This is a genomic window from Ruegeria sp. HKCCA5491, assembly GCF_013034565.1.
GTDB lineage: Bacteria > Pseudomonadota > Alphaproteobacteria > Rhodobacterales > Rhodobacteraceae > Ruegeria.
Genome location: NZ_WQGG01000001.1, coordinates 50,057 through 63,062 on the forward strand (window position 1 = coordinate 50,057; position 13,006 = coordinate 63,062).

Sequence of the window (13,006 nt, forward strand, 5' to 3'; positions counted from 1 at the left end):
CGCCCGTAGCCTAAGTCGCCTTTGGGCTCAGAGCAGACGTTCGCTGCGTATTGCATCAACGACTGCTCTGCGGACAAAGCGGATGTACAGCATCACCGAAAGGTGGATGATCTCGAGATTGGTTTTAAGAATTTGAAAGAGGCAGGTCTAGGCATTGGCAAAAGCAAGCAAAACTCCTGCCCCGCCCAAGCAAAGTTCTTCTGACACTACGCTTGAAAGATCTGCGTTTTGTAGCGCCGGATCGCTATTCAGCTCCCCGCCCGCTCAGAACTGATCTCTTCAGATGATCGCCAGCAGAATCTTAGTAAAGACCCGCGACCTTTGCCCTCAGTTTTATCAGTGATGCAACAGTGTCGATTGTGGGTGTTGCGATCCCGGTCAGTTGCCCCAATTCCTGTACTGAAGTGACCAAGGCATCAATTTCCATAGGTCGGTTCAGCTCCAAATCCTGCCACATCGAGGTCTTGTGTGCTCCGACAGCCGCTCCTCCGTCAATGCGCTTTTCGACATCAATCGGGAACCTAACCCCCAGTTCTTCACCGATTTCCTGAGCCTCTAGCATCATTCCACGTGCCACGGAGCGTGAACCTTCATCAGTACACAAGACATCAAGTGTAGAGTGGGTAAGTGCGGAAATCGGGTTGAACGACAAGTTGCCCCATAGCTTCAGCCAAATTTCGTCCCGTATTCTTGGTCTTACGGGCGCGCGCAACCCGGCGGTGGACAATGCAGCCGAAAGGTTGGAGGCACGGTCTGATTTAGTGCCATCGGGCTCACCCAAAGAAAAACGATTGCCTTCGACATGCTTGATCGATCCCGGAGCAATGACTTCCGCGGCCGGATAAACAACACACCCAAGCACACGATCCGGTCCGAAACCGTTCCATTGCGCGTCTCCCGGGTCTACAGATGACAATCTCGTCCCCTCGAATGGACCGCCCAGCTTGTGGAAATACCACCAGGGTACCCCGTTCACTCCGCTCACTATTGTCGTTTCATCCCCAATCAGTGGCTGGATCGAGTCCACAACTGCTGGAACGGAATGCGCTTTCAGTGTGATAAAGACATAGTCTTGGGGGCCGAGATCGGCGGCATTGTCCGAGGCGCGTATTGGCACGTTGATTGGGTCCTGCCCATCCTCTTGGAGAGTCAGCCCTTTTTCTTGCATTGCAGCCAGATGTGGGCCACGTGCAACGACACTGACGTCGACGTCAGTCTGCGCGAGCCTCGCGGCAACGTAACCTCCGATAGCTCCGGCACCAAAGATGCAAACTTTCATGTGTCTAAGCCTTTGCCAGTCCCAATTTAGCGGCCAGCCCAATCCTTTGTATCTTACCAGTCGCACCTTTTGGTATCTCTTCGAGAATAACCACTGAAGTCGGCACCTTGAATTTTGCGAGCCGTGCGCCAACAAAATCCCGGACGTCCTGACCTTCAATCGTCGCTCCTTCTGAGAGCACCACCGCCGCCGCTATATCTTCGCCCAGTTTCTCGTGGGGAACCGCAAAACAAACTGCCTGAGCAACGTCCGGATGGCTTAGAAGCACGGCGTCAACTTCAAGTGGACTTATTTTTTCTCCACCTCGATTGATAAGCTCCTTAAGGCGTCCAGTCAGTCGCAGATAATCCTCTTCGTCGAACGACCCTTGATCACCGGTGCGAAACCAGAGTTTTCCATCCGCTTCAAAGAAATTGTCTGCATTTGCCTGCGGGTTGCTCTCATACCCAGGGGTCACGTTCGGACCGCTGATAACGATTTCTCCGACATCCCGCGAAGCGATCAATACATTTTCCGTTTCGTCTGCAATTCTGACTTCAGGGCCCGCTGCTACTCCGACGTATCCGGGCTTTTGCTTTTGTGGAGGAAGCGGGTTGCAACACATTTGATGCGTGGCCTCAGTCATACCGTAGGCCTCGATGACAGGCGCATTGAATGTCGCCACCAACTCTTCCATGACCGGCGCGGGCAACGACGCGGAAGACGACCGCAAGAAACGCAAGCGCGATTGCTCAATGACTGATTGGTTTCGGGCGGCTCGGGCGAGAATAGCTTGGTGCATTGTCGGAACCGCCGTGTACCATGTCGGATCAACCTCAGCGACCTGTGAAAAAAAGCTAAGAGCGTTGAACCCAGGGGCGCAGCTAATTTGCGATCCGGCGCCTAAAGAAGCCGCGACTGCTGCGATCAACCCATGGATATGGAACAGCGGCATGATGCTTAGACAACGATCATCGATTGTCAGCTTCAAAGACGAAGCCACGTTCCGTGCCGACGAGTAGATATTGGCCTGCGTCAAAGGAACGATCTTGGGGCGCGACGTTGTTCCTGATGTATGGAGTATCAGGGCGACGTCATCTTCACCCGGCGCTGATGTATCAGCCACTCCAATTGGGTCACAGGCCAAAACGGAAAACTGTCCAGCTGGACTAGAACTATCGCTAGAAATCCGCAAGACGGCCACACCCAGTTCAGTCGCCGCTTGCACGGCTGGGCCACTTTCGTTTTCGCTTACTACAAGAGCCTTGGCTTTCAAGTCTTTGAGATAGAATACATATTCTTCGATAGTATAAGAAGGGTTTAAAGGCGCCGTCGTCGCCACTTGGGCGACGGATATGAATGCCGTCGCCATCTCTGGTCCGTTAGGCAACACAATTGCCACCCTGTCGCCGCGCCCTATTCCGATCTGATGCAGATCCTCTTTGACCTTCGCGCAATGCTCGCGCAAACCAAGGTAGCTCAACCAAGGCTGGCCAGGAGCGCCAATGGCATTTGCCGTGTCTGCATGGTGTGCAATCAATTCAACGACTAAATGGGGCATCTGTTATCCGTTTACGCAAGCATCGGTTTCTTTCGCAATGTTAGCTCGTCGCAGCAGGTTCTAAGTCACGCGTACGTTCAGGCTGCCCAGCTTGTCGACGGCCAAGACCATAACATCCCCTCGGTTGACGGGACCAACACCAGAAGGTGTCCCTGAAAGGATAACGTCCCCGGCCGCAAGCTCGAAGTAGTCGCTCAGATATGAGATCATCTCGGGGACTTTCCAAATCATCTGGTTCAAGTCGCCTTCTTGCCGAACTTCACCATTCACCGTCAGAGTAATCGGACCTCTGTCGAGATGCCCGACCTCTAATGCCTTGTGAATTGGTCCGCATGGCGCCGAGCGCTCAAACGCTTTCCCAATTTCCCACGGGCGGCCCATCTTTTTCATCTGCCCTTGCAGGTCGCGACGGGTCATATCAAGCGAAAGGCCGTACCCAAAGACATGATCCAATGCATCGTCCACCGAGATATTCGTGCCGCCGGACTTGAGCGCAACAAGCATTTCTGCTTCGTGGTGCACGTCGGAACTGTGCGGAGGGTACGGGAATTCCCCTGAAGGGTCCAAATTGTTTGGGTTCTTTTGAAAGAAAAATGGAGGTTCCCGGTTCGGGTCATGGCCCATTTCAATTGCATGCGCCGCGTAGTTTCGCCCAATGCAGTAGACACGCCGGACAGGGAACGTGCCGCCCCCCGATACGGGTATGACATGCACCTGCGGCGCGGGAATTACATGATCGGACATCGCTTTCCTCCTGAACGCTTGACTGCCAAAGATCGGATTTCCGAACGGTCAGTTACCTTCCGATCGATGCCACGCCACATTCAAACGGACGCGGCGGCTTACCAAGTCATCGCCAAAATTCAGGCTGTTTTGCAAGACCAACGGCTACAATCTGCCCCGACCATTTCCCGAATTGGTTGGGCACCAGCGCTACTTCAGCTGTCGGACTGGATGCTCGTAGGCAGCACCCGCGAATAAACCGATTTCAGGTGATCCACCATGGCACTGGCCGCAAGCTCACAGTCGCCCTTTGCTATGGCAGACACGATCACATCATGTTCGCTAAAGCTGGAATAGTCTTCTGCGGGCTTTAAAGTTTCGCGTGGCTGCCCCCAAACAATCGATCTTCGAACCGAATTTAAAGTCTCAAAGAAGTATAAAAAGAGTTGGTTACGAGTGGAGCGGGCTATAGCGTAATGCAAATTATTGTCCCAAGCTTCGTACGTGCGCCAATCCTCTGCGGTACGACATTTGTCCGCGCATAGCCTCATTTGCTCTCGATCGGAACGTGTGGAATGGAGCGCTGCGAGGCGGCTAAGCTGCGGCTCGATCGTAAATCTAACGGATACAACCTGCTCAGGTTTAATTTGGTTGCCCAAATAAGTTACATCGGTGAGGTTGAGAACCGGCCTGGATCCAACAAATGTTCCCCGCCCCACATGACGCCAGATCAGCCCCTGGGCCTCAAGCTCTGCCAACGCTCTTCGCAACTGATTGCGAGTGGTCCCAAGTTTTGAACACAGCTCACGTTCAGGTGGGAGCCTGTCGTTATGCCTGTATCCGGCATTGTTAATCAGGTCGCGTACGCGGTGCGCGAGTTCGGTTGGTGCACTCATATCTCCACCCAATTTAGCGATTGGTTGATTGATTGAAACGCCAAGTCGGAAAAAACTCAAGGGCAAGAGGAAAGCAAGAAACGAGTCGCCGGACAGGATCCGTGACCACGTCTTGACACAAGCACGAGGGAGGAGTGCCGAGTGCGGTTAGCAACTGTTTCCGTAGAGGGCCACGCCGTTTGCGTGGCAATACTAAACGATGGCGGCAAGTTGGACGTTTTGCGCGCAGCGCAAGTGCTTGGCGAAGCGCTGGACGCAGGTTCAATGCAGCATCTGATCGCAGGCGGAAAAGAAACGCTTGGCGTTTTGAAAACCCTCGTTTCATCGGCCGAAACGGGTAATCTAAACGACGCACTGGTCCCGGATGACGTGCCGTTTCTGGCACCAATTCCTTCCCCGCGTAAGAACGTTTTCTGTGTCGGGCGCAATTATGCTGAACACATCGCCGAGGGCGAACGTGCCCAAAACCAAAAAATTGGCGTAACAGAACATCCGGTCTTCTTCACAAAACCGCCGACATCGATTGTGGCGCCAGAGGCAGACATTCTGATATTCCCCTCGGTCTCACAAGCCATTGACTATGAAGTTGAACTGGCAGTTGTGATTGGAAAACCGGGGCGAAACATAGCCAAGGCTGACGCATACGACCATGTATACGGCTATACGATCCTCAATGACATCACCGCACGCGACATTCAACGCCGACATGGTGGGCAGTATTTCAAAGGCAAAGGTTTAGATGGGTCTTGCCCATTGGGCCCCTGCATAGTGACCGCTGATACAATCAGCGATCCGCACGCTCTATCAATCGGATTAACAGTCAACGGCGAACAGCGCCAAAACGGATCGACGTCGGACATGATTTTCGACATTCCAACGCTGATCGCATCCCTTTCAGAAGGTATGACCCTGGAACCTGGCGACGTAATCGCGACCGGAACACCGTCTGGTGTCGGATACGCCATGGACCCACCACAGTTCCTGAAAGACGGGGACACTGTGGTTTGTGAAATTTCAGAAATCGGCACGCTCAGGAATACCGTGCGCGTCGTTTAAGTGGCTCCTGCATAGCTGAATCTGCGGGTTGCCAACCATGCAAGGGAGGAAGACTAAAATGATGAACAGAAGGACTTTCACAGCGTCCTTGCTTTCGGCGGTTCCGGTAGCAGGAGCACTAGGAACACAGGGCTTTGCGCAGGACTTGCGTAAAATTACCTTCGTGCAGCCAAGCCCTTCGGCAATCAATTCATTTCCGGTTTTTGTCGCCATCGGCGAAGGTTATTTCGCTGATGAAGGGTTGGATGTGACCGTCGAGGCGATCAACGGCTCAGGAGCCGTGCTTCAAGCATTGTCCGCCGGACAGGCTCACTTCGGTCGCCCCGGTCCTGGCCCCTTAATTGCCGCACGGTCGCGGGATGTAGATGCCGTACACATCTACAACGTTGCGGCACGCAGCAACTTTGGCATAGCCGTGCCAGAAGACTCTGACATCCAAAGTGTTGAAGAGCTTCGAGGTAAAGTTATCGGAACAGGTACGGCCGATGGCGCAGAAGTAGGCTTTGCACGTAACGTGATGACCGGAGCAGGCATGAAAGAGGGTGAAGACTTTACCTTCCTTACCGTCGGCGACGGTGGCCCGGCGACCGCGGCTTTCCTAAACGGCGAAATCGACGCTTACTCTGCTTCGACGGCTGACACGGCAATTCTGAACCAGCGCGGAATGGCGGTGCGTGACATCACGCCTGCGGAGTTCGGGCGTTTCTTCGGTAACGGCATCGCCACAATGGCTGACACAATCGCCAACGACCGTGAATTGGTCGAAGCTTGGAGCCGCGCGTTCACACGTGGTCATGCATTTGCACTGGATGATGCCAACCGTGAAGCTGTTTTGAAGCATTTGGCGGATGGCAACCCGCAGGAAGGCGAGGACAAGGAGTTCCAGTCAGCACTGTTCGATGCCGTACGCTCGAAAACTATCGCGGCGGATCCGAGCAATGGCCTGGGATGGTACCCCGCCGAAGTTTGGCAGGAATGGCAAGACGCACTTGTTGCAGGGGGCGAAATCCCAGGGCCGTTGGATGACCTGAGCGCTGCTTGGACCAACGAGTTTGCTGCCATCGGAAACGCGGCTGTCAGCAAATGAACGCTGTAGTCACACATGAGTTTTCCGGCGCGCCTTTGGGCACGCCGGTCTATGAGTTGACCCATGTAAGCAAGACCTATGCACGCAATCTTGTTGTTGCTCTCGAGGACATCAATCTGACGCTTCGGAAAGGAAGCTTCACATCTGTCATCGGGTCCAGCGGGTGCGGCAAGTCAACTCTACTAAAGATCATGGCGGGTCTGATCCCGCCCACCAAAGGGCGTGTAATCCTTCAGGGGCAACCAGTCACTGGGACCCGCCGGGACATCGGTATGATGTTTCAGCAAGCGACGCTTTTCCCCTGGAAAACAGCGGTGGAAAACATCGTCTTGCCAATTGAGATCCGCGATGGAAAAGCGGCGGCCAAGCAAGCTATGGCCAAGGCGCACGAACTTTTGGACATCGTAGGTTTGCAAGGGTTCGAAAACGTATATCCGAACGAATTGTCAGGCGGTATGGCACAACGCGCTTCGATCTGCCGAATGCTGATCACGGAACCAGCCGTGCTATTGATGGACGAACCGTTCAGCGCGCTCGACGAGTTGTCACGCGACATGATGAACATGGAATTGCAGCGGATTTGCAAGGAACAGGATGCGACTGCTTTTCTTGTGACGCACTCAATTCAGGAAGCTGTTATTTTGTCTGACGAAATCGTCGTCTTGAAACCGCGCCCAGGCAGGATTGCTGAAATCGTTGAGGTCGACCTGCCACGCCCACGAACACTCGACATGATGACGACACCCAAATTCGGCGCTATCGTAGACTACATTCGCAGCCTCCTTGATAAGGGAGAAGAAATGTGAGCGAAGTTCAGAATTACTCACCTTCCGTAAAAGACGCTGCCCCCTCAGAAGACACTGTATGGGAGCAGAAGGTTCACTTTATCGACTCGGTTCCTCGCTGGCTGGCGATGACCTTTGTCTTCGTGGTTTTTGTCGGAACTTGGCAAATTGTGACCAGCCTTAGGCTGGTCTCTCCGATCATTCTACCGACGCCGATGGAGACCCTCAAAGATATGATCTTCGTAGGGCAAAACCTTTTGACCGGCGGCTACATGCTTGGGGCACTGTGGATTACCATCAAAGAGGTCATCTATGGTTTTGCGCTGGCAATCGCGATCGGATTTTCGCTGGGTGTTTTGGTTGGCGAAACAGCCTTTGGCGAGAAGGCAGTAATGCCCTATTTGGTTTCTATCGATACGATGCCGAAAGTCGCGTTCGCTCCTCTTTTTGTGGCTTGGTTGGGTTTCGGCATTGAATCCAAGGTGGCACTTGCGGCCTTTATCGCGACGTTTCCAATCGTGGTTGGGACTGCGGCCGGACTTCACGCCGCCGACGAAAACGCGCGCATGTTGTTCAAGACGATGGGCGCCAGCCGGATGCAGACATTGATCAAGATGAAGCTGCCAACCGGTCTGCCGCAGATATTCACCGGCCTTAAAATCGGAGCAGTTGGTGTTATGGCAGGCGCGATCACAGGAGAGTTCCTAGGGGGCGGTAAGGGATTTGGTGAGTTGATCCGTGTTGCGGCATCGCAGCTCAATACTCCGCGCGTGTTCTCCTTGATCCTGTACCTAAGTCTCGTTGGTCTCGCTGTATTTGCGACGGTGGTTTGGACACAGCGAAAACTGGTGTTCTGGCACAAAGAGCAGGTTGGCAGAGATGACTTCTGAGCCAGTGAAAATAAACTGCCAGATCTTGCGTGAATTTGTGGCGAGCGCGCTCGAAACTCGAGGTGTTCCAAAAGCGGATGCAGATCAGGTGGCCTCGACGATGGTTGAGGCCGACATATTCGGATATGGCACCCATGGAGTCTTTCGCTTGCGCCAGTATCTTGCCCGATTGGCCGGAGGCGGGTGCAACGCCAAACCAAACGTTACCGTCATACATCAGTCTGTCGCGACCGCGTTGATTGACGGCGATGACGGCCTTGGGCATTTGGCTATGTCGGCGGCGCGAGATCTTGCGATAGAAAAGGCGAAAGAGGCAGGTATCGGATGGGTCGGTGTTCGGCGCGGCAATCATGCTGGACCTTTGGCACTTTATGTGCGCCCACAAGCCGAAGCTGGAATGCTTGGCATGGCCGCAGCGGTGGGCAGTGCTAACCACGTTCCACCCTATGGCGGAAGCGACTTGCTTCTTGGCACCAATCCTATCGCTTTCTCTGCGCCTGCCGTTGGCCCCGACCCGTTTGTGTTTGATATGGCGACGACAGTTGCCGCGATGGGTAAGATCAAGACCCTGTTGCAGCAAGGCGAACCTATGCCCGAAGGTTGGATGGTTGGGCGTGATGGCAATCCGTTAACGGACCCTGCCCGCAAATCAGAAGGGTTTCTTTTGCCGATCGGAGGTCCGAAGGGTTTCGGCCTTTCCGTGGCCATAGGGTTGATGTCCGGAGTCTTGAACGGCGCTGCCTTCGGCTCTGACGTAGTCAACTTCACATCAGACACAACCTCACCCACAAACACAGGGCAATTCGTAATGGCGCTTGATCCGGCGGCCTTTGGAATGGAAAAAGACTTTGCTTCGAATGCAGCCCGCGTCTTCTCCGAAATGCGCGCATCCGCCCCCCTGCCCGGTCATGACCCGGTACGCCTGCCCGGAGACGGAAAAACGGCTGCAGCTGAGGCCCGTCGCAAAGACGGTGTAAGCCTCAACTCCGCTCTTTGCCGAGACCTCAACAGTCTCGCCCTGGACTGTGGACTGACTCCCCCGTTTCCTGATGTTAACACTGACTAGCGGCATATCTGAGGGAAGCCGGACTGCACTTTTTACCAGGTTTTAGCGAGGCGTCACTTCTGGCTTCAGCTCTTTTACAAGCGCCGAAAGTTTGTTCATCATGTGAAGTTTCATTGCCTTACCAAGCCCATCTGCATTTCGGGCCTTGAGCAACTCCATCATGGTTTCATGTTCGTCAATTGCCTGTGCCCAACGCTCGTCCGACAAGTTGGCCAAAAAACGTGCACGGCGGACCCGTGCGGCCAAAAGCTTATGGTGGTTTTCCAGTATGTCGTTTCGCGCACCCTTTATAAGTGCCTGATGGATGTCTTGATTGGCTTTAAAGTACGCCTGTCGATCACGCGCTTCGTACGCGCTCAGCATATCCTTGTGGCTACTTTCAATCCGTTGAATTTCCGCAACGTCCATTTGCTGACACGCTATTTCCCCCGCCAGTTGCTCAAGCGCTGCGAGCACTGGAAACGTGTTTTCCAATTCTTCCCTCGTAACACTCGCGACACGGGCACCCCGGTTGGCTTGAAGCACCACAAAGCCTTCGGATGCAAGAACCTTTAGGGCCTCTCGCAATGGTGTCCGGGAAACACCCAATGAGTCGCAAAGCTGTTTCTCGGGCACTTTCTCACCCGGCTTCAAAACGTCTTCGACGACAAGATTACGCAAGCGTTCGACCAACTCTTCATGTAGGGTCGGGCGATTAATGCTATCCGTCAGGTTCATATCCACATCCTAATATTCAAGGACCATATCCAGCAGGCGCGCGACGTGCATCGCTTGGCGCTGCGTACCTTCGGCGATTTGGTGGCGGCATGATGTTCCATCCGCCACAACAATTGCATCCGCAGGCGCCGCCTCCAAAGCTGGAAACAGGTCGAGTTCCGCCATCTTGATCGAGACATCAATAGTGCCGGGCGCGTATCCAAACGCCCCGGCCATACCACAACAACTGCTTTCGATCATGTGAACCTGTGATGCGGGAATACGTTTAAGTAAGTTGAGCATCGGTGTAACCGCATCGTGTGCTTTCTGGTGGCAATGACCATGCACATAAATGGGGCGATCTACCGATTTGAGAGGCAGATCCGGCTGTTTGGCCAGAAACTCCTCAAAGGTATGAGAGGCTTTGGATAGCAACTCCGCATCCCGCCCCGGACAAAGAGCCAAATATTCGTCCCGGAATGTAAGGATAGAAGAAGGTTCGAGACCGACTACCGGTATGCCCTGTGCAGCTGCTTCTCGCGTCGCGTCAATCACACGCTGTGCCTCGTGACGCGCCTCTTCCACGCAACCCTTAGCCAAAAGAGTGCGCCCGCAATCCAGCGACTTTCCTGTTTGGTCATCTCTTGCTATGGCAACCCGAAGCCCTAGCGCACGCAGAACCCGGACAGCGGCGCGCAGATTGTCTGGCTCGAAATATCGGTTGAACACATCGGCAAACAGAAGCACCTGCGGATCTGTGTCTTGGGCCTCGACATCCCGGAACGGGTCGGAGGACCACACTGGCAGGTCACGTCGCGCCGAAATTCCAGTTGGTTTCTCCAACAGCGTACGCAAGGGCCCAATTTTGTTCCGAGCATTCAATAACCACGCGACTTTTGCAGCTTTTGGTGCATATCTCGGCAGATAAGCTATTAATTTTTCAGCCAATGTCAGCCCGTCTTTTTTGCGCTTTGCTGAAAGTACTTCGATCTTCATGCGGGCCATATCGACGCCAGTCGGGCATTCACGCGCGCAAGCCTTGCAAGACACGCAGTATTCCATCGTGTCCTGCATTGCGTCTGAAGTTAAACCACCCGGCAACTGCCCGCTGATGGCAAAACGCAACGTGTTTGCCCGCCCACGTGTGGCATCACGCTCGTTTCTCGTCGCACGGAAGGAAGGACACATTACTCCGCCCTTGAGCTTGCGACACGCACCGTTGTTGTTGCACATCTCGACGGCACCCTGAAATCCTCCTCCGGCACCCGGCCAAGCGGACCAGTCCAGCGCCGTTTCGAATACAGGAACTGAGTAGTCCAGGCTGTAGCGGAATAGGCGGCGATCATCCATGGCAGGCGCGTGCACGATTTTGCCGGGGTTCATTAGCCCAGCAGGGTCAAACCGGGCCTTAACCTGTTCAAACGCGGAAACGATACGAGGGCCGAACATCTTTTCATGAAACTCTGATCGCACGATCCCATCACCGTGTTCGCCTGAATGAGACCCTTTGTATCTCTTGACTAGATCAAAGGTCTCTTCGGCAATCGCCCTCATTGTCCGGACGTCTTTGTCCTGCCGCATGTTCAGGACAGGACGAACATGGAGACACCCGACTGAGGCATGCGCGTACCATGTCCCTTTTGTGCCGTGCCGGGTAAAAATTTCGGTCAGGCCAGCGGTATAATCGGCGAGATCAGGCAACGGGACGGCGCAATCTTCCACAAAAGAGATCGGCTTGCCGGCCTCCTTCATCGACATCATAACGTTCAACCCGGATTTTCGGTATTCGGCGATCGAGTTTTGCAGTTTGGTATCAGTAACTGATACAACCCCGCCCCAACGGTTTTCAGTCCCACGGAAATCAAACCCGAGATCTCCCATCAGTTGCGATAGCTCGACCAGCTTTGCAGCATTGGCGTCAGCGCTACCCTCAGCAAATTCCACTAACAACAACGCTTCAGGGCTGCCTTCTACAAACGCCTCAATCGTACTGCGGAACAATGGGATATCTCTCCCCAACGCAATCATGGTGTCGTCGATCAATTCTATCGCCTGCGGCTTGAGCGTCACGAGGTGCTGTGTTGCCTCCATCGCAGCACGGAACGTCGGGAAATGACACACGCCGACAACTTTCTCGCCCGGCAAGTGAGCAAGGTTCAGTTCCAATTCAGCGAAATAGGCCAGAGTGCCTTCTGACCCCACCAGCAAATGAGACATGTTGACATCGTTGCCGACAAGCGCATCGATGTTATACCCGCCCACACGACGCTGGAGATTGGGAAACCGGGCGTCAATTTCCGCAGCCTCGCGACGCCCCAGAGCACGCATGTCCCCAACAAGATCGGCATAATCGCCAGATGCCGTCGTATCGGCGCTGAACCGTGCTTCCATACCATCGCTGAGGATTGCACTTATTGCACGGACGTTATCGCGCATGATCCCGTAGCGCAGGGATTTTCCACCAGAAGAGTTGTTGGCGGCCATTCCTCCAAGCGTGCAACGCGACGCGGTCGAGGGGTCTACGGGAAACCATAAGCCATATTGCTTTAGTGACTGGTTCAACTGATCCAGAACAACGCCGGGCTGAACACGCGCGACACGGTTCTCAACGTCCACGTCAAGAACACGATTCAAGTGCTTGGTGTTGTCTAAGACAACGCTTTGATTGACCGTTTGCCCACATTGCGATGTGCCGCCGCCGCGCGGAAGAACGGAGCATCCTTCGTCGCGCGCTACAGACATCACGGCCTGCACGTCCTCTTTGTTTCGGGGCATGACCACGGCGTCCGGCATCATCTGATAGATCGAAGCGTCAGTCGAGTATCGTGCGCGTGATGCCGGGTCAGCCACCACCTCGCCTTGGACGTCAGACATCAGTCGGCGATGCAACGATCCATTCTCAAGCATCGGGTTCGCCTTCCCTTCCCAACTAGCCAATTAGAAGCTTCACTTCACCGTTGACTGAATAATGAATTCATAATTAACTTT

Annotated in this window: 11 protein-coding genes; 5 read left to right on the top strand and 6 right to left on the bottom strand. The window is 54.2% G+C overall.

Annotated features, from left to right (window positions below; genetic code table 11):
- Nucleotides 1–301 precede the first annotated feature (301 nt).
- The 4 genes from GOV88_RS00240 to GOV88_RS00255 form a co-directional block, all read right to left on the bottom strand.
- Nucleotides 302–1,279 (bottom strand): 2-dehydropantoate 2-reductase, encoded by a 978-nt coding sequence (locus GOV88_RS00240; RefSeq protein WP_171239181.1) that lies wholly within the window; start codon nucleotides 1,277–1,279, stop codon nucleotides 302–304.
- Between the two features lie 4 nt (nucleotides 1,280–1,283).
- Nucleotides 1,284–2,819 (bottom strand): acyl--CoA ligase, encoded by a 1,536-nt coding sequence (locus GOV88_RS00245; RefSeq protein ID WP_171239182.1) that lies wholly within the window; start codon nucleotides 2,817–2,819, stop codon nucleotides 1,284–1,286.
- A 60-nt stretch (nucleotides 2,820–2,879) separates the two neighbouring features.
- Nucleotides 2,880–3,563 carry a fumarylacetoacetate hydrolase family protein gene (locus GOV88_RS00250; protein WP_171239183.1) on the bottom strand — a complete coding sequence of 228 codons (684 nt, stop codon included), beginning with the start codon at nucleotides 3,561–3,563 and terminating at the stop codon, nucleotides 2,880–2,882.
- 194 nt (nucleotides 3,564–3,757) lie between these two features.
- Complete coding sequence (locus tag GOV88_RS00255; protein ID WP_170611065.1) at nucleotides 3,758–4,438, bottom strand: FadR/GntR family transcriptional regulator; 681 nt, start codon at nucleotides 4,436–4,438, stop codon at nucleotides 3,758–3,760.
- A 141-nt stretch (nucleotides 4,439–4,579) separates the two neighbouring features.
- Here GOV88_RS00255 and GOV88_RS00260 point away from each other — a divergent pair, with 141 nt between their 5' ends.
- The 5 genes from GOV88_RS00260 to GOV88_RS00280 are packed head-to-tail and all read left to right on the top strand — an operon-like array spanning nucleotide 4,580 to nucleotide 9,322.
- On the top strand, nucleotides 4,580–5,494 hold the full coding sequence (locus tag GOV88_RS00260) for a fumarylacetoacetate hydrolase family protein (protein ID WP_371808203.1): 915 nt from the start codon (nucleotides 4,580–4,582) through the stop codon (nucleotides 5,492–5,494).
- Nucleotides 5,495–5,552: 58 nt separating this feature from the next.
- Nucleotides 5,553–6,581, top strand: a complete 1,029-nt coding sequence (locus GOV88_RS00265) for an ABC transporter substrate-binding protein (protein ID WP_171239184.1) — start codon at nucleotides 5,553–5,555, stop codon at nucleotides 6,579–6,581.
- Nucleotides 6,578–7,387, top strand: coding sequence for an ABC transporter ATP-binding protein (locus GOV88_RS00270; RefSeq protein WP_171239185.1), 810 nt, complete (start codon nucleotides 6,578–6,580; stop codon nucleotides 7,385–7,387). Before GOV88_RS00265 ends, GOV88_RS00270 begins: the two co-directional genes overlap by 4 nt.
- On the top strand, nucleotides 7,384–8,256 hold the full coding sequence (locus tag GOV88_RS00275; RefSeq protein ID WP_170383463.1) for an ABC transporter permease: 873 nt from the start codon (nucleotides 7,384–7,386) through the stop codon (nucleotides 8,254–8,256). Before GOV88_RS00270 ends, GOV88_RS00275 begins: the two co-directional genes overlap by 4 nt.
- Entirely contained in the window at nucleotides 8,246–9,322 is a 1,077-nt protein-coding gene (locus GOV88_RS00280; RefSeq protein WP_171239186.1) for an Ldh family oxidoreductase, read from the top strand. Before GOV88_RS00275 ends, GOV88_RS00280 begins: the two co-directional genes overlap by 11 nt.
- A 42-nt stretch (nucleotides 9,323–9,364) precedes the next feature.
- On the opposite strand, the gene GOV88_RS00285 is transcribed toward GOV88_RS00280, so the two are convergent.
- Together GOV88_RS00285 and GOV88_RS00290 are read right to left on the bottom strand one after the other, a co-directional pair.
- The gene (locus GOV88_RS00285) at nucleotides 9,365–10,039 is read right to left on the bottom strand and encodes a GntR family transcriptional regulator (protein WP_171239187.1); all 675 of its coding nucleotides are present in this window, start codon (nucleotides 10,037–10,039) and stop codon (nucleotides 9,365–9,367) included.
- Nucleotides 10,040–10,048: 9 nt separating this feature from the next.
- A complete protein-coding gene (locus GOV88_RS00290; RefSeq protein ID WP_171239188.1) occupies nucleotides 10,049–12,925 on the bottom strand; it encodes an FAD-binding and (Fe-S)-binding domain-containing protein in 2,877 nt (958 codons plus the stop codon).
- Nucleotides 12,926–13,006 lie beyond the last annotated feature (81 nt).